This is a genomic window from Kosakonia radicincitans DSM 16656 (genome assembly GCF_000280495.2).
GTDB lineage: Bacteria > Pseudomonadota > Gammaproteobacteria > Enterobacterales > Enterobacteriaceae > Kosakonia > Kosakonia radicincitans.
Genome location: NZ_CP018016.1, coordinates 1,526,842 through 1,543,139, shown reverse-complemented (window position 1 = coordinate 1,543,139; position 16,298 = coordinate 1,526,842). Strand labels below are relative to the sequence as shown.

The window sequence follows — 16,298 nt, the reverse complement described above, 5'->3', positions numbered from 1 at the left end:
TCGAGTTACCTAATTGAAATCAAACCGTCACAAACGCCCCATAATCTAGGATTATTCTTAATACAGGGTTTTGCGTGGATGATGGACATACCGATCTCTTCCCGGCAGCTTAACGCGGGTATTTTGCGCCTTGCCGTCCCGCACGTGACGCCGGACGCCAATAACCTGCAGGTGATGTCGCTGTTCAATGAACACAAGTCATTGATCGGTCTGCCGGTGCTGGAAAAAAACCGGCCTATCGGCATGATTAACCGACATATTTTCCTCTCGCAGATGAGCCGCCCCTTTTTCCACGAGCTGTACGATCAGAAGAGTTGTATCGCGTTTATGGATAAAAACCCGCTGATTGTCGATGCGAGTGCAGGTCTTGAATATCTCTCCGGGCGGGTCATTGAAACCGGCGACAAAGCGGTGACCGAAGGTTTTATCCTCACTGAAGAGGGGCAATATGTCGGCATTGGCCTCGGCATCGATCTGATTCGTACCGTTTCCGACTTGCAGGCTAAACAGCATCTGCAAATTATGCAAAGCATTGAATATGCGCGCATTATTCAGGAATCCATGCTCAGCCGTTCACGCACTGCCATTGATAAAACCCTGCAAGACTGGTGCCTGCACTGGCATCCGCGCGACTGCGTCGGCGGCGATATTTATGCTTTTCAGCGCACGGAGAATGGCTGGTTGATGGTGCTGGCCGATTGCACCGGACACGGCGTGCCGGGCGCGTTTATGACCTTTATCTTCTCCTCGGCGCTGGAAAAAGCGCTGACGCTGGCGCCGATTGACGCGCCGGAACAACTGCTGAGCCATATCAATCAACATATAAAACAGACGCTCAGCCAGATGCATCCGTCGGCGGACAGCGGCCAGTCAAATGATGGTTGCGACGCCATCGCCCTGTTTGTTGATACGAAAAACGAGCAGATGCGCTGGGCCAGCGCCCGTATGCACGCTTTTCTGCTGGGCGCAGAATCCCGGCAGAGCGAGGTACTGGAGAGTTGCCGCAAAGGCGTGGGCTATACCGATACGCCGGTGGATTACCAGTGGCAACGTTATCAGGCGCCGTTGCGCCGTGGTGACACACTGTTGCTGGTTTCCGATGGCGTCACCGATCAGCCCGGCGGCCCGCGCAACGTGATGTTTGGTAAGAAACGTATTCAGTCATTGTTGGCGCAGCACCGTGCGCTACCGCTACCTGCGCTTTCTGACGCCCTGCTGACGGCGCTGACAGCGTGGCAGGGGCAGCAAACGTCGCGCGATGACATGACATGGTTTGGTTTTCGTTGGTAGATAAAAGCATGCAAATAAACGACCTGCAGGTCAAAGACGCCGTTCTGTTACCCCTTTTTACGCTGCAACGGCAAAACGCCGTTGAGCTTTTTTATACCGGCTATTTTTCCCAGCAACATATTGTTTCGCTGGGCGAAGTGATCCGCGCCTGGCTGGATAAACATGAATCCTCCGCCGTGACGCGCCGCAAACTCTTCTCGGCATTTATCGAGATGGGGCAAAACATTGTGCGCTACTCCGCCGACGATCGGTTTTTATCGGCCGTTGAACACGAGCTGCGCTTTGGTTCGGTCTGTTTTCATATGGATCAGACCCATTACTACCTGGAAACGGCAAACCTGGTGGGGCCGGAAGCTTCCACCCTGCTGCAAACGAACCTTGAAGTGTTGCGTGGCATGTCGCAGGCAGAAATCCGCGACGCCTGGAAGCAGGGGCTGAGAAACGAAGCGCCGGCAACCAGCAAAGGGGCCAATATCGGTTTGTTGACCATGGCGCGCGATACCAGCGTTCCGCTGGAGTATCGCATTCATCCACTGGCGGCAAGCTCCCTTTCCGCCTTTCACTTAAAGGCAACGTTTTGCCATGACTGATATGACATTGACGCCTGCTATTGAATTGTCCGCCACCGCCGCCACGCCGGAGGTGAAATTTGATTTTGCCGCGCAAAAGCTGCTGCTGAAAGGCGAAGCCTACCCGGAGAATGCCGCCGCGTTCTTCCGCCCACTGCTGGATGCGCTGGAGGGCTGGCTGCAAAGCGGGCAACAGACCAGCGCGCCGCTGCAATTACATGTCGCGCTTAGCTATTTCAATAGTTCAAGCACCAAGCTGTTGTTTACACTGTTTGAGATCCTGAATAATCACGCGAAAAGCGGCGCGCCGTGCGAGCTGTACTGGTACTACGACCCGGAAGATGACATCTCCGAAGAGTTTGGTCAGGAGTTGCGCATCGACTTCCCGTCACTGGCTGTGTTTCTTATCCCGGACATCACCGCATGCTAGATATTAATGAGCTCTTCAGGGAGGAATATTCCGTACTCGAAGAAGCCCGGCTGGCGGCTGCCGATGCGCAACTTCCGGCGGAGGTCTGCCGCGAAAAACTGTGGGCCGTTTCCAGACATTACCAGCGTCTGATCCGTGAATCGTATCGTCTGATCTCCCGCAGCGACCGCGCCGAGCGCGAACTGACGCGAATGAACGAGCAGCTACAGCAACTTGCCGCGCGCCTGGAGTACGAAGCAACGCACGATCCGCTGACCGATGTGTTTAACCGCAGCGCGATCATCAACCAGATCAACAGTGGCCTGCTGAAAGGCGATGTGGCGCTGATCCTGCTGGATATTGATCATTTCAAACGTATTAACGACGAATATGGTCATCCGACCGGCGATCGGGTGATTTGCGCGCTGGTGTCGCGCGTACGCCGCGCCGTGCCGGAGAGCGCCGCTATCGGCCGCGTCGGCGGCGAGGAATTTACCATTGTGCTGCCGAACGCCAGGGTGGAAGAGGCGATGATTACCGCCAGCTATATTCACGCCTCGCTGAATGCTTCGCCGCTGGACGTGTTGCCGCAGCAACTGGTCACCGCCAGTTTCGGCGTCAGTCTCGGCGTGAAAGAGAGCAGCTTCGAAACGCTGTACAGCGAAGCCGACGGCGCGCTGTATAACGCGAAAAAACGTGGGCGAAACCAGGTCGCGCTGCATGAGGCTTTTTTTCCCGCACCGGTAAAGGTCAATTTTTCACGGGAAAATATTCAGCATTGAGGGTTGCCTGGTTCTGAGGAATAGTTCCGTTCACCAGACGTTCGGTAACCAGCTGAACATCAACATACGTGAACAGGAAAAGGGGAGCTTGCCGCGCTCCCCTTTTCAATCCCCGCGGCCCCGCGGGAAATCGGAGCTTCGCACCGTGCTCACCTCCCGCACATCTGCCTGCGGTCGGCTCGGCTCGACTCGACTCGACGTCCTGTCTCGTTTCGCCGATTTCAGCGGGGACCAACCCCGCCGCTGTAATATTGTGGCTTATAAAAACTCTGTATCGCGACAGGAATGCCGTCCGGCGATATAACTGGCCCGTGCTTTTCGTTCTTTCATTAAGGCACAGTCTGGTGAACGGAACTATTCCGCAGCCCCCAACTTCACCGGCTCGACTGCAAAAACTTCCTCACCCTGTCCGAATCCGGATTGGTAAAAAACTTCTCCGGCGGTGCTTTCTCGATCAGCAACCCTTTTTCCAGAAACACCACTTCATCCGACACCTGGCGGGCGAAATCCATCTCGTGGGTCACCACCACCATCGTATAACCTTCTGCCGCGAGATCTTTCATCACCCCCAGCACTTCATTCACCAACTCCGGATCCAGCGCCGAGGTCGGTTCATCGAAAAGGATCACTTCCGGCGACATCGCCAGCGAACGGGCGATCGCCACACGCTGTTTTTGCCCGCCGGAAAGGGTAATCGGGTAGACATCGGCCTTGTGGCTCATGCCCACTTTTTCCAGCTGGCGGCGGGCAATCTCGTTTGCCGCGTCGCGCTTCATCCCTTTCACATGCACCAGCGCTTCGGTGACGTTTTGCTGCACCGTCAAATGCGGCCACAGGTTAAAACTCTGGAACACCATCCCAACCCGCTCGCGGATATGGGAGAGATCTTTGTGCGACATCGCTTTGCCCGTCTTCTCATCCACCCCTATGCGCTGGCCGCTGATACGCACTTCACCGCGATCCGGCTGCTCCAGCCAGTTCATGCAGCGCAGCAGTGTCGATTTACCGGAGCCGGACGAACCCAGAATGCTCACCACCGTGCCCTTCTCCACCGTCAGGTTGATATCCCGCAGCACTTCAACGTTATCAAACTGTTTGGACAGGTTTTTGATGCTAACCGCGCTTGCTTCAGGCATGGCTCATTCCTCTTTTAGCTCCATAATGACTTAACCGCTTAATCAACAACTCCAGCAAAATGCTGATCCCCCAGTAGAGCGCAATGGCGACAATAAAGGCGTTAAACGGAATAAAGTAAGTTGACTGCACGCTATTCGCGGCGGCGGTAATCTCCTGCACGGTAATAATGCACAGAAACGCGGTATCTTTCAGGCAAATAATAAGCTGGTTACCCATTAATGGCAGCGACGACGAAAAGATATTTGGCAGAATAATACGGCGAAAGGTTTTATAGCGCGAAAAACCCTGCGACTGCGCGGCCTCAATATACCCGGCGGAAAATATCCGCCGCTGGCTGCGTAATATTTCGAAGAAATAAGCCCCGTGATAAATCACCAGCGCCAGCAGACCGGCGGTCCAGGCTTCCATACTGATACCAACTTGCGGCAAGCCGTAATACAGCAGATACGCCAGAATTAAAAATGGCACGGCGCGCATCAGGCTGACAAAAGCGATAATCAGACGATTAATAACGCGATGCTGATACTCCATGACATAGCACAGCGTAATACCAATAAACAACCCGACAACGGCAGCGATAATAAACAGTTCCAGCGTTGCCAGCAGCCCGTTAAAAAAACTCTCACGCGCCGCCCAAATAATTCCCCACTGATTCATATCTCCTCCGCCTCTTATCGCGCCAGGCGCTTCGCTTTACGTTCGGCCGCGCCCTGCAACTTCAGCAGCAGACCGATAATAATGACGTACAACAACCCGGCGGCCAGGATCGGCGACAGCGGTTCATAGGTCACCGAGGAAATGCGGTTGGTTACGCGGGTTAAATCCACCACACCGATGATCGCAATTGCCGGGCTACCTTTAATCAGGAACGACATCTCGTTGACCAGCGCAGGCAGGCTTTCAATCCACATCTGCGGCAGCATGATTTGCCGGAAATAGGTCCAGCGGCGCATACCGACGGATTCTGCCGCTTCCCGCTGCTCACGCGGGAAATTACGAAATGCGTTGCGCCAGATTTCAGCGTTAAATGCCGAGGTATTCAACGTCAGCGCCAGAATAGCAGCGGGCGTTTTATCGAGATTAATGCCGAGCGTCGGCAGCGATAAAAACAGAAACAGCACCAGCGTCACCAGCGGCGTCGCGCGAGCCAGGCTGATGTAGACCACCAATAACTGATCAATAACCGGGATCTTCATCATGCGGATAAAGGCGATCACCAGGCCAATCACCACGCCGAAAGCAATCGCCACGCAAGAGATCCAGAGGGTCGTCCATGCGCCTTCAATCAATAACTGCCACGAGATTAAGTCCATGTTCCCTCCTGTTAAAACGTGCGGCGGTGCCCCGCCGCGTTACACTTACAGACCGGCTAACTTGTGGAACTGATCGGCGCTGGTGATCGGTTCTTTCGGCAACTCGTAGGTCTCACCGAACCATTTTTTCTGCAACTCAGTCAGCTTGCCGGTTTCGGTCATATGATTCATAAACCCGGTCATGAACTTCAGCAGTTCCGGCGAGTTTTTCGGGATTGGCCAGGCCATATAGCCAGGGCCAGAAACTGCCAGCCCTTTGGCGAACACTTTCGGCTTCGCTTTCACCAGGTCGTTCACCGAAATCACCACGTTGATCACGTAATCGACACGTTTGTTCGCCAGGTCAGCATAGGCTTCCGGGTAGGATTGATACTCAACGACCGGGCCAAGTTTACCGCCTACTTTTTCCAGCATCGCTTTCAGTTCCGGCAAACGCGCCAGCAGTGCGCTGCCCGCCTGAACGCCCACTTTTTTACCGCTGAGATCGGCAATGGTATTTAACGTTTTGTCATCTGCGCGTTTCACAAAATAGTGCTGCGCGGAGGCCCACGGCGGAGTGAAATTAAATACATTGAGGCGTTCGTCGGTAATTACCGCGCCAGTGAGAGCCATATCATATTGCCCGGTGGAGACCGCTGCGAGTAATCCGGTCCACGGCAGAATACTTTGGTTGATATTGAATTTTGCGTATTTACGCAGCTCTTCAAGCATGTCCTTGTTAAAACCATCCGTCTGGCCGTTATTCATAAAGTTAAACGGCGCATAATCATCTTCGGTCGCGACTTTCATCGTGCCGGATTTTTCAATTTCAGGTAAATCCGCTGCCACTGCGTGTAATGAAAATGCCAAAGAGATCATGGCTGCAAGACAATATTTGCCGAATACTTTTTTCATCTCTCCACCCTTATTTAATTTGCCAGACCGGTACATTCCAGGGGTGCCGGAAGCTTTGCAAGATATATGCCGAAACAGGAACTCGCCCGACGTTTTGTGACTGCGTTTTTACAATAGGGAGGCAAAGTCGCTTCTGAATAGAGCCAGTTTTTGCAAATGGATGTGTCAGTTTGCCGGAATCTGGTATGAAACTTGCTCAACTCCTGTAGAAGATATATCGAGAGGAGTGCAGCATGATTCGCCATCTACTGAACGTAAATTTTGATGCCCGGCGTGGACTTCAGGAGCAAGTTCGCGAATCGCTGGTCAATGCCATTCTGAGCGGTATTTTCCCGGCTGATACCCCTCTCCCTTCCTGCCGACAGCTCGCCAGCCAGCTTGGCGTCTCGCGCAATACCACGGCGCTGGTGTTTGAAAGCCTGGTCAACGAGGGCTACCTGGTTAGCCGCCCGCGCAGTGGTTACTACCTGCATCCGGATTACTACTCCGCTGGCCCGGCGAGTGGGCAGAGTGTCGCGGCTGCACCCGAATGCGAGGGCGATGCACCACGATGGGGCAATCGCCTGAAAATTACCCCCAGCCAGCAGGAGTCGATTCTCAAACCCGCTGGCTGGATGCATTACCGCTACCCGTTTATCTACGGCCAGCCCGATACCCAGCAGTTTCCCCTCGCCACCTGGCGCGCGGCGGCGAACTGGCTGCATGGCGGCGTGCGCGATCCGGCCTGGGTGATTGACCATATCGACCAGGATGTGCCGATGCTGGTTGAGCAGATCCGCACACGCGTGCTGCCCAAACGCGGCATTGTCGCCGCGCCGGATGAGATTCTGATTACCCTTGGCTCGCAAAATGCGCTCTACCTGCTGACGCGCCTGCTGATGTCTGAGGAAACCCGCGTGGCGGTGGAAAACCCCAGTTTTCGCGAAGCCATCAACACCTTTTTATTAAGCGATACGCAGATTGTGCCGCACCCGGTAGACAGCGAAGGGCTGGTGCTCGATGAAACGCCCTGCGACTACTACTACGTGACGCCGGGCCATCAGGTACCGACCGGGGTGACGATGAGCAAAGCGCGGCGCACGCAGTTGCTGGAATACGCCACCCGCCACGATGCGGTGGTGATTGAAGATGATTACGACTCGGAAAGTAACTTTATGCAGAACCCGCTGCCCGCGCTGAAAGCCAGCGATCGCAGCGGACGGGTAATCTACGTCAGCAGCCTGTCGAAAGCGCTGTCGCCGGGGCTGCGCCTTGGATTTATGGTTGCGGCGCCGGAGATTATTGATGAGGCGCGCGCGCTGCGCCGTCTGGTGTATCGCCATCCACCGACCAATATTCAGTATCAGATGGCGCATTTCCTCGCTCAGGGGCACTACGAAACCCATTTGCGCCGCTACCACGAGGATTCCGCTCGCCGCTGGGACAGCTTGTACAATGCACTGCGCACCTTTTTACCGGAGTGCCAGATGATGGACGGCAGCGAGCATGCCAACGCGTTCTGGCTGCGCACGCCGGAGCATATCAGCACGCAGCAACTGACCTGGCGGGCCGCGCATGCGGGCGTACTGATTGAACCTGGCGCGCGCCATTTTCTCAATGCCGCGCCGCCGGATAACTTCTTCCGCATGGGCTTTCACGCCATTAACCCGCAGGCCATTGCCCCCGGTGTGGAAGTCCTGCGCGGGCAGCTTGAGCAGTTCTGCTAAACCGCCCCAATGAGGGCGGTTTTCTCACGGTGCTTTCGCGTACTCCATCATCACCTGCAGCAGCACATTCGCTCCGGCAGTAACATGTTCCGGCGAGGCATACTCAATTTCGTTATGGCTGATGCCGTCTTTGCAGGGAATAAAGATCATTCCGGTCGGCGCAAGGTAACTCATATAAACCGCATCGTGACCAGCGCCAGAGACAATCGGGCGTGACGGATAACCAAGCTGCTGCGCCGCGCGGCCAATCGCCTGCTGGCACTGCGCGTCAAACGGCGCGGCCGGATAGTGGCTGACCTGCTCCAGCGTGACGCCCAGCCCCGTTTCCTGTGCCACTTTGGCGGTAAAAGCGCGCAGTTGCGCGTCCATCTCATCGACAGCGGCATCGCTGATGTTGCGCATATCCACGGAGAATTTCACTTCGCCTGGCACCACGTTGCGGCTGTTCGGGTGCACCTGCACCATACCTACCGTACCGCGCCCCTGCTCGCTGCGCCCGGCAATCGCCACCACTTCCTGCATAATGCGCGTCGCCACCTGCAACGCATCCTGCCGCAGGTGCATCGGCGTTGGCCCGGCGTGGGATTCCATCCCCGTGACGGTGCAGTCATACCAGCGGATGCCCAGTACGCCCTGCACCACGCCGATCACTTTGTCCTCTTCTTCCAGAATCGGCCCCTGTTCAATATGCGCTTCAAAGTAGGCTGCCAGCGGATGATTACCCGGTGTCTGCTCGCCAATGTAGCCAATCTTCTCCAGCTCTTGCCGCACGGTTTTGCCTTCGGCATCGGTGGCAGCGTAGATTTTCTCCAGCGGGAAAACGCCAGCAAAGACGCCGGAACCCATCATCACTGGCACAAAACGCGAGCCTTCTTCATTGGTCCAGAACACCACTTCCAGCGGATGCTCGGTTTCAATCTGCAAATCATTGAGCGTGCGCACCACTTCCAGCGCGGCCAGCACGCCAAAGTTACCGTCGAATTTTCCGCCGGTCGGTTGCGTGTCGATATGGCTGCCCGCCACAATTGGCGGCAGGTTCGGGTTGCGCCCTTCGCGGCGCATAAACACGTTGCCGATTTTATCGATGGTGATACTCAGCCCGGCGGCTTTGCCCCAGCCAATCACCAAATCGCGCCCCTGCCGGTCGAGATCGGTTAACGTCAGGCGACAGCAACCACCTTTTGGCGTCGCGCCGATTTTCGCCAGTTCCATCAGAGAATCCCATAACCGCTCGCCGTTAACCCGGCAGTCGCTCAGCGTCAGCGCGTGGCTGTGCAAAACTTCGCTTGTCATCTTATTTCTCCTGCATAAAGGTGGTGGCCATCGACACCAGCAGCGCATCGCTGCCGCACGGGCCGATGAGTGAAATCCCCAGCGGCGCGCCGTCAATCGTCGTCACCGGAATATTGACCTGCGGGCGACGGGTCAACACCGCGATCAGCAACAGGTCGTGCGAGATGCGCCGCGTGGCTTCGATCTCTTCTGGCGCGGCCGTTAATAATGGTGCCGCATCCGGCACGGTTGGCAGCAACAGAATGCGATCGCCCAGTTGCGTCTGCCACCAGGCCGTAAAGGCTTCGCGAAGCTGGCACGCCGCAGCGAATTCCGCCTCCGTGACCGCTTTGCCGTACGCAAAGCGCTCCGCCACATCCGGCCCCAGTTGCATGCCCAGCCTTTCAATGTTGTGTCCCTGTGATTGCCAGGCTTCATAGCCCTGAATCTGGCGAAACGCGGTGTAAACGGCTTCGCGCTCCGGCAGCGGCGCATCCAGCAAGGCGATCTCACCAAAGTGCTGCGCGAGTTTTTCCCGTACCGGCAACAGCGCCTGCTGGCTATGCGGCGGGAGCGCGGCAAACAGCGCTTCATGGCAGGCCAGTTCGATCTGCGCAGGCGTGAAGGTGTCGTCACCGAGCAGGCAACTGGCCGCTGCGCTAAAGGCCTGCGGCGTGCGGGCGAAGAACCCACAGGTGTCCATGGTGGCACACAGCGGCTGGCAGCCTGCCAGCGAAATGCGCCCGTGGGTTGGGCGCAGACCAAACAGGCCGCAATAGCTGGCAGGCGTGCGTACCGAACCGCCAGTGTCGGTACCGAGCGCAATATCACACAGACCATTGGAGACCGCCGAGGCCGAGCCGGACGACGAGCCGCCAGGAATGCGCAGCGGTGCCGCGCCATTGCGTGGCGTACCGTAATGGATGTTATGGCCGCTCATCGAATAGGCCAGTTCGCTGGTGTGGGTTTTGCCAACAAACCGCGCCCCGCCGTCCAGCAGCATTTGCACGGCGGGCGCAGTGGTGGTCTTGATGCCCGAGGCGGCAAGCACGTGCGGGTTGCCGCCACCCGTGGGATAGCCTGCGACATCAAACAGATCTTTTGCGGCAAACGTCAGGCCGCTCAGCGGGCCGCTTTCCGCCTGCGGCACAGCGACGAAAGGATAAGGCATAAAAGCCCGTGGGTCCTGCATGTTACCTCCCCGGTTTCAGGCGAATGCCTGCTGTGGTGTGATGTCGGTTGTCAGTTCGCGCCAGCGGTGGCAACTGACCACATGGCGTTCAGCAACCTGTTCCGTAACGGGTTGTTGCTGGTGACAGGCAGACTGCGCGTGAGGACAACGAGCGGCAAAGGCGCACCCCGGCGGCAGAGCGGCCAGATCCGGCGGCGAGCCGGGAATGCAGTGCAGCACATCGCCCTTTTTCAGCCCCTCTTTCGGGCGGCTGCCGAGCAGTACGCGGGTGTAGGGATGGCGCGGCTGCGCGAGGATATCGGCAATCGGCGCTTCTTCCACGATGCGCCCGGCGTACATCACTGCCACCCGATCGGCGATCTCCACCGCCGCACCAATGTCGTGGGTGACGAAGATAATCGACAAATCGCGCAGTTTTTGCTGCTCGCGCAATAGGATCAGGATCTGGATCTGCACGGTGGCATCCAGCGCGGTGGTCGGTTCATCGGCCAGCAGCAGTTCCGGGTTGCAGGAGAGCGCCAGCGCAATCATCGCCCTCTGGCGCATGCCGCCGGACATCTCATGCGGATAGGCCTCAAGACGACGCTCCGGGCTGGGAATACGCACCTGGCGCAACGCCTCCAGCGCCCGCGCTTTCGCATCATTGCGCGCCAGCCCTTCGTGACGCTGCAAACCTTCCACAATTTGTTGGCCGATGGTGTAAACCGGGTCAAACGCCAGCAGCGGCTCCTGGAAAATCATCGCGCAGATTTTCCCGCGATAGTGGCGCAACTGGCGGCTGTTCATCTCCAGCACCGCTGCACCGCCGACATTCATCGTGCCGCTAAGCCGGCTGCTCTGCGGCGGATGCAGGCGCATCAAGGCCCGCAGGGTGACGCTTTTACCGGAGCCGGATTCGCCAATCAGCGCCATCACTTCGCCTTTGCGGACATCAAACGAAACACCGTTGACCGCATTGACGGTCTGCCCGTCACGGCGAAACTCGACGCGAAGATCGCGAATATGGACGAACGCTTCATGCGACATCACTCACCTCCTGTAGCGGAATATCCCGGTGCCAGGGCGAATCCGGCTGCGCCATCAGGCAGGCACTTTGATGCGCCTCGCCGACCAGCGCCAGTTGCGGTTTCACCTGCGAACAGACCGCTTTGGCGTGCGGGCAGCGGGTGTGAAAACGGCAGCCCGCAGGCGGTGAAATGGGGCTTGGCGGATCGCCGGAAAGCGGTGAAACCTCGGTGCGGTTATGCGGGTCCATCGACGGCATCGAGCTGAGTAACGCGCGGGTATAAGGGTGTGCGGAAGCGGTAAACAGCGCTTCCGATGGGCCAATTTCCACCACTTCGCCGAGGTACATCACCAGAATGCGATCCGACAGCCAGCGCACCACGTGCAGATCGTGGCTGATAAACACATAGGTAAGATCGAGGGTGCGTTTTAACTCCTGCAACAGTTGCAGCACCTGCGCTTCCACGGATTTATCCAGCGCGGAAACCGCTTCGTCGAGGATCACCAGCCGGGGTTTCATTGCCAGCGCGCGGGCAATATTGACGCGCTGGCGCTGACCGCCGGATAAAGCGTGCGGATAGCGATGCGCAAACCGCGCAGGCTCCAGCCCAACATGCGCCAACAGATAGCGGGCATATTCATTGGCCTCTTTGCGACTGATGCCGTGTACCTGCTGGCCAAAGGCGATGCTCTCTTCCATGGTCATACGCGGGTTCAGCGAGGCGTAACTGTCCTGAAACACCATCTGCACCTGGCGACGATAGGCTTTCAGCGGCAAGCGCGACGAACCAACAGCCTCGCCATCAAACACCAGTTCGCCGCTGTCCTGCGTCAGCAGTTGCATCAGTAACCGGGCGGTGGTTGATTTCCCGCAGCCGGACTCCCCCACCACGCCGAGAGTTTCCCCTTTGTGCACTTCGAAGCTGACGTTATCCACCGCCTGCACCACGTCATGGCCTTTACGCACGCCGAGGTGAAAATGCTTCAGCAGATTGTTCACCCGCAGCAGCGGCTGCGCCGGGCCGCCAATATCGACATTGATAAAAGGTTGCATGCTGTTACTCCTTGATCGCCATGGCGGCGCGCAGGCGATCCGCCAGAACGTTAAACGAGATGGAGGTGATAAAAATCATCATTCCCGGCAGCGCCGCCACCCACGGCTGGGTATAAATGGCGGTGCGCAGCGTGTTGAGCATCAATCCCCATTCCGGTTCCGGCGGACGCACGCCAAGGCCGAGAAACGACAAGCCGGAGGCGAGGATCATGCAGACGGAAATCAGGCCGGTAGAGAAGACGAAAATCGGCCCTAGCACATTGCCCAGCACCTGCACACGAATAATGGTGAACGCACTGGCACCGGTGGCGCGGGCAGCATCGACATAATCCATATGTCGCACCTGCGCGGTAACGCTTTCGGCAATGCGCGCCACTTGCGGCACAAACACCAGCGTCAGCGAAAGCAGCGCATTGCCAATGCCAGCGCCCATCGCGCCGGAGAGCGCAATCGCCAGCAACACCGATGGAAAGGCGTAGAAAATATCTATGGTGCGCATGATCAGGGTGTTGGTTTTCCCGCCGGCATAACCGGCGATAATCCCGATGGCGCCGCCGATAAAAAAGGCGAACACCACCGGCACAATCCCCATAAACAACGACAGGCGCGTCCCCAGGATCAGGCGTGAGAGCATGTCGCGCCCCAGTTCATCGGAACCGAGCGGGAATCCCTCGGTGCCGATCGGTTTCAGGCGCAGAAACATTGAGGTCTGGTAAGGATCTTTGAGGATCAGCCACGGCCCGAACAGTGCCATCAGCAGCAACAGCAGAATAATGCTTCCGACTACCATGCCCGTTGGATCGCGCAATAACCGCGCGCCCACACCGCGCCAGTAGCCCTGCGTCGCCGCAACCGGCGCGGCGGCAACGTTGATTTTTGGCGTTACGCTATCCACCATCGTTAGCTCCTCTTAATGCGCGGATCGAGAGAGGTTTGCAGCACATCCACCAGCAGATTGAGCAGCACGAAGAACAGCGCCAGTACCCAGATCGTCCCCTGCAAGAGCGGCAGGTCGCGCTGGAAGATGGCGGTATTGAGCAGCAGCCCGGTGCCGGGCCATGAAAAGACCGTTTCGACCAGAATCGAGCCGCCCATCAGGTAGCCAACCTGCAAGCCCATGACCGCCAGCGCGGTCGGCGCGGCGTTTTTCACTACATGCAGAAAGATGCGTGATTCATTGAGGCCGCGTGCGCGCAGCCCGACGATGAACTCCTGGCTCAGGATATCCGCCACCTGCGAACGCACGGTACGGGCGATAATGCCGGTGGGGATCACCGACAGCGTGACGGCGGGCAGCAGCATAAATTGCAGATGCGCCCAGTCCCACTGCCAGCCGGTTTCGCCAATCGGCCCACCGCCGGTCGCGGGCAGTAGCGCAAACTTGACGCAGAACACAATCACCAGCAGCATGCCGAGCCAGTAGTGCGGCACGCTGACGCCGAAGACCGATAGCAGCGAAGCCACGCGATCGATAATGCTGTTGCGAAAGTAGCCCGCGACAAAACCAAACAGGCTACCGAGCACAAAGCCAATCAGCGTTGCCAGTAGCGCAAGGCGCAATGAGTACGTGACGGCAGTCATCACCTCACTCATTACCGGACGACCGGTAGCGATCGACATACCCAGATCGCCATGCAGCGCCCGCCACAGCCAGTGCACAAACTGCACCGGCAGCGGTTTGTCAAAACCGTAGGCCTGCATCAGCGTCTGGCGCATCGCTTCGGACGCATCCGGCGGCATCACCGATACCAGCGGATCGCCCGGCGCGATTTGCACCAGCAGAAAACAGATTACCGCTACCCCTAACATGGTCGGAATAGCCAGCAAAACGCGGTAAAAAAGTGTGCTGATCATGGCCCCTCCTCGGTTACTCTTTCTTGCTCACCAGACTTAAATCAATAAACCAGCTCTGCGGTTGCACCACGCCGGTCACGGCCGGGGAGATGGCGCGCGGGCCAACGTCGTGCGCCACAAACAGGAACGGCACCTGATCCACCAGCGCGGCATGCAGCTCACCGGCGGCTTTATCCATCTCGGCCGGGGTGAAAGCGTGTTTGACGGCGGCCGCCAGTTTTTCGGTTTCCGGCGAGGTGAAGTAACCCCAGTTGGTGGCGGTAGGCGGCAAGGCTTTTGCGGTAGAGAAGCGGATCATGCCGAAGTACGGGTCGGTCACCGCAGCGCTGACGTTGATGGCGTTAACCCCCTGTGCGGACGGATCTTTCGCTCCTAAACGCCAGTTGGTGAACAGCGTGTTCCACTCGTTGACCTTGATATCGACGTTGAAGTAGCAGCTTTTCAGGCTCTGCTGGATGTATTCATTCATCGGCAGCGGCTGCATCTGGCCGGAACCCGAGGCGGACGTCGCCACGGTAACGTGCAGCGGTTTGCTTTCGCTGTAGCCTGCTTCGGTCATCAACTTACGCGCGGTATCGGGATCGTATTTGATCTGGAATGTCGGTTTGCCGCGCCACGGGTTGCCCTCTTCATACACTCCGGTCGCTTCGGACATATAACCGCCGAGATAGCTTTTCAGCTCGGAACGGTTGAGGCAGAGGTTGGCGGCTTTGCGCACACGAATGTCGCGCCACGGCGAACCTTCCAGGAATGAGAACTGCCACGGCCAGAGGTGCGGCTGGGTGTTGGAGTAGATTTTAAAACCCTGCGCTTTGATCTGATCGACCGCATCCGGTGCTGGCGCTTCAATCCAGTCCACCTGTTTCGACAGCAGCGCGGCGGTGCGGGCGTTAGCTTCCGGTAGCGGGATCAGCACCACTTTATCGACGCGCGGAATGCGGTCTTTATTCCAGTAATCTGGGTTCTTATCGAGGATTAACTGCTGGCGCGGCACCAGTTTTTCCAGCTTGAATGGCCCGCTGCCGACGGCCTGCGAGGCAAAGGTGGTCCACGCTTGTTTGCTGCGTGCGGCGGTATCGCCTGTCGAAGCCGGAACCGCGTCATAAATTTTCTGCCACGCCGTCGGCGAGACAATAAACAGGTTAGTGATGTTGTACGGCAGCAGTGCATCCGGCTCTGAGGTGGTGAGCGCGACCGTGTGATCGTCAATTTTTTCAGCGCCGGTCAGCGTCGGCATACGCGACAACGTGTTGCCGATTTGCCCCGGCGCATATTGCGGCGCGGCTTTATCCAGCACTTTACCCACGTTCCAGACAATGGCGTCGGCATTCACTTCCGTGCCGTCGTGAAACTTCACGCCAGGGCGCAGCGTGAAGATCCAGCGGCTCTGGTTTTGCGGATCAACATGCCATTCGGTTGCCAGCCCTGGCACCAGCCCGCTCGGTTTTTCGCCTTGCGACAGATCCCACTCCACCAGCGAGTCATATAACGGAATACCGGTAAAGCGATTGCCTTCAAAACCCTGGTCAGGCTGGCCCAGCGTTAACGGGATATCCGCTGCGGTCATGGCGATACGCAATGTTGAGGCCTGCGCCTGTAATCCCCCTGCCAGCGCCAGTGCGCCAATCGCGGCCACAATACGGTGTTTACGCCAAAAAGATTGATTAAGCATCACAGTGTCCCTGTTAAATAAATGAGACATTTAACAGGCAAGATACATACCAGCCGAATAAACAAAAACTTATCGCATTCAGACGCAGAAAATATCAGAAATGGTTATTACTCAGGGCATTATGCGGTGTTACGGATAACAGCTTTATA

16 protein-coding genes are annotated in these 16,298 nt (G+C 57.4%); 5 read left to right on the top strand and 11 right to left on the bottom strand.

Annotated elements, in window-relative coordinates; translation table 11 throughout:
* Positions 1–81 precede the first annotated feature (81 nt).
* From Y71_RS07650 to Y71_RS07635, 4 genes are read left to right on the top strand one after another with little or no spacing between them, the layout of a single operon-like run.
* Positions 82–1,290 carry a SpoIIE family protein phosphatase gene (locus Y71_RS07650; RefSeq protein ID WP_035942401.1) on the top strand — a complete coding sequence of 403 codons (1,209 nt, stop codon included), beginning with the start codon at positions 82–84 and terminating at the stop codon, positions 1,288–1,290.
* Positions 1,291–1,298: 8 nt separating this feature from the next.
* Positions 1,299–1,880 (top strand): SiaB family protein kinase, encoded by a 582-nt coding sequence (locus tag Y71_RS07645; RefSeq protein ID WP_007370945.1) that lies wholly within the window; start codon positions 1,299–1,301, stop codon positions 1,878–1,880.
* Positions 1,873–2,289, top strand: a complete 417-nt coding sequence (locus Y71_RS07640) for a DUF1987 domain-containing protein (protein ID WP_007370944.1) — start codon at positions 1,873–1,875, stop codon at positions 2,287–2,289. Before Y71_RS07645 ends, Y71_RS07640 begins: the two co-directional genes overlap by 8 nt.
* Positions 2,283–3,050 carry a GGDEF domain-containing protein gene (locus Y71_RS07635; protein ID WP_007370943.1) on the top strand — a complete coding sequence of 256 codons (768 nt, stop codon included), beginning with the start codon at positions 2,283–2,285 and terminating at the stop codon, positions 3,048–3,050. Before Y71_RS07640 ends, Y71_RS07635 begins: the two co-directional genes overlap by 7 nt.
* 374 nt (positions 3,051–3,424) lie before the next feature.
* On the opposite strand, the gene Y71_RS07630 is transcribed toward Y71_RS07635, so the two are convergent.
* Genes Y71_RS07630 through Y71_RS07615 form a run of 4 tightly spaced genes read right to left on the bottom strand, consistent with a single transcriptional unit; the run spans position 3,425 to position 6,394 of the window.
* On the bottom strand, positions 3,425–4,186 hold the full coding sequence (locus Y71_RS07630; protein ID WP_007370942.1) for an amino acid ABC transporter ATP-binding protein: 762 nt from the start codon (positions 4,184–4,186) through the stop codon (positions 3,425–3,427).
* Complete coding sequence (locus tag Y71_RS07625; protein ID WP_007370941.1) at positions 4,179–4,844, bottom strand: amino acid ABC transporter permease; 666 nt, start codon at positions 4,842–4,844, stop codon at positions 4,179–4,181. Before Y71_RS07625 ends, Y71_RS07630 begins: the two co-directional genes overlap by 8 nt.
* Before the next feature lie 14 nt (positions 4,845–4,858).
* On the bottom strand, positions 4,859–5,500 hold the full coding sequence (locus tag Y71_RS07620; protein ID WP_007370940.1) for an amino acid ABC transporter permease: 642 nt from the start codon (positions 5,498–5,500) through the stop codon (positions 4,859–4,861).
* A 45-nt stretch (positions 5,501–5,545) separates the two neighbouring features.
* Complete coding sequence (locus Y71_RS07615; RefSeq protein ID WP_007370939.1) at positions 5,546–6,394, bottom strand: transporter substrate-binding domain-containing protein; 849 nt, start codon at positions 6,392–6,394, stop codon at positions 5,546–5,548.
* A gap of 233 nt (positions 6,395–6,627) precedes the next feature.
* Here Y71_RS07615 and pdxR point away from each other — a divergent pair, with 233 nt between their 5' ends.
* A complete protein-coding gene (gene pdxR / locus Y71_RS07610; RefSeq protein ID WP_007370938.1) occupies positions 6,628–8,100 on the top strand; it encodes a MocR-like pyridoxine biosynthesis transcription factor PdxR in 1,473 nt (490 codons plus the stop codon).
* Positions 8,101–8,124: 24 nt separating this feature from the next.
* On the opposite strand, the gene Y71_RS07605 is transcribed toward pdxR, so the two are convergent.
* Genes Y71_RS07605 through Y71_RS07575 form a run of 7 tightly spaced genes read right to left on the bottom strand, consistent with a single transcriptional unit; the run spans position 8,125 to position 16,149 of the window.
* Positions 8,125–9,393 carry a Zn-dependent hydrolase gene (locus Y71_RS07605; protein ID WP_007370937.1) on the bottom strand — a complete coding sequence of 423 codons (1,269 nt, stop codon included), beginning with the start codon at positions 9,391–9,393 and terminating at the stop codon, positions 8,125–8,127.
* Position 9,394: 1 nt separating this feature from the next.
* Positions 9,395–10,564, bottom strand: coding sequence for an amidase (locus Y71_RS07600; RefSeq protein WP_007370936.1), 1,170 nt, complete (start codon positions 10,562–10,564; stop codon positions 9,395–9,397).
* A 15-nt stretch (positions 10,565–10,579) separates the two neighbouring features.
* On the bottom strand, positions 10,580–11,590 hold the full coding sequence (locus Y71_RS07595; protein ID WP_007370935.1) for an ABC transporter ATP-binding protein: 1,011 nt from the start codon (positions 11,588–11,590) through the stop codon (positions 10,580–10,582).
* Positions 11,580–12,623, bottom strand: a complete 1,044-nt coding sequence (locus Y71_RS07590) for an ABC transporter ATP-binding protein (RefSeq protein WP_007370934.1) — start codon at positions 12,621–12,623, stop codon at positions 11,580–11,582. The genes Y71_RS07595 and Y71_RS07590 overlap by 11 nt, the downstream gene beginning before the upstream one ends.
* Positions 12,624–12,627: 4 nt before the next feature.
* Positions 12,628–13,521 (bottom strand): ABC transporter permease, encoded by an 894-nt coding sequence (locus Y71_RS07585; RefSeq protein ID WP_007370933.1) that lies wholly within the window; start codon positions 13,519–13,521, stop codon positions 12,628–12,630.
* A 2-nt stretch (positions 13,522–13,523) separates the two neighbouring features.
* Positions 13,524–14,477 (bottom strand): ABC transporter permease, encoded by a 954-nt coding sequence (locus Y71_RS07580; protein WP_007370932.1) that lies wholly within the window; start codon positions 14,475–14,477, stop codon positions 13,524–13,526.
* Between the two features lie 13 nt (positions 14,478–14,490).
* A complete protein-coding gene (locus Y71_RS07575; RefSeq protein WP_035942146.1) occupies positions 14,491–16,149 on the bottom strand; it encodes an ABC transporter substrate-binding protein in 1,659 nt (552 codons plus the stop codon).
* Positions 16,150–16,298: the final 149 nt, after the last annotated feature.

Coding starts and splice junctions, on each gene's coding strand:
- Y71_RS07625 (WP_007370941.1), bottom strand. CDS start 4,844: ATGAATCAGTGGGGAATTATTTGGGCGGCGCGTGAGAGTTTTTTTAAC.
- Y71_RS07580 (WP_007370932.1), bottom strand. CDS start 14,477: ATGATCAGCACACTTTTTTACCGCGTTTTGCTGGCTATTCCGACCATG.
- Y71_RS07600 (WP_007370936.1), bottom strand. CDS start 10,564: ATGCAGGACCCACGGGCTTTTATGCCTTATCCTTTCGTCGCTGTGCCG.
- Y71_RS07630 (WP_007370942.1), bottom strand. CDS start 4,186: ATGCCTGAAGCAAGCGCGGTTAGCATCAAAAACCTGTCCAAACAGTTT.
- Y71_RS07590 (WP_007370934.1), bottom strand. CDS start 12,623: ATGCAACCTTTTATCAATGTCGATATTGGCGGCCCGGCGCAGCCGCTG.
- Y71_RS07620 (WP_007370940.1), bottom strand. CDS start 5,500: ATGGACTTAATCTCGTGGCAGTTATTGATTGAAGGCGCATGGACGACC.
- Y71_RS07650 (WP_035942401.1), top strand. CDS start 82: ATGGACATACCGATCTCTTCCCGGCAGCTTAACGCGGGTATTTTGCGC.
- Y71_RS07640 (WP_007370944.1), top strand. CDS start 1,873: ATGACTGATATGACATTGACGCCTGCTATTGAATTGTCCGCCACCGCC.
- Y71_RS07575 (WP_035942146.1), bottom strand. CDS start 16,149: ATGCTTAATCAATCTTTTTGGCGTAAACACCGTATTGTGGCCGCGATT.
- Y71_RS07585 (WP_007370933.1), bottom strand. CDS start 13,521: ATGGTGGATAGCGTAACGCCAAAAATCAACGTTGCCGCCGCGCCGGTT.
- Y71_RS07605 (WP_007370937.1), bottom strand. CDS start 9,393: ATGACAAGCGAAGTTTTGCACAGCCACGCGCTGACGCTGAGCGACTGC.
- Y71_RS07635 (WP_007370943.1), top strand. CDS start 2,283: ATGCTAGATATTAATGAGCTCTTCAGGGAGGAATATTCCGTACTCGAA.
- Y71_RS07645 (WP_007370945.1), top strand. CDS start 1,299: ATGCAAATAAACGACCTGCAGGTCAAAGACGCCGTTCTGTTACCCCTT.
- pdxR (WP_007370938.1), top strand. CDS start 6,628: ATGATTCGCCATCTACTGAACGTAAATTTTGATGCCCGGCGTGGACTT.
- Y71_RS07615 (WP_007370939.1), bottom strand. CDS start 6,394: ATGAAAAAAGTATTCGGCAAATATTGTCTTGCAGCCATGATCTCTTTG.
- Y71_RS07595 (WP_007370935.1), bottom strand. CDS start 11,590: ATGTCGCATGAAGCGTTCGTCCATATTCGCGATCTTCGCGTCGAGTTT.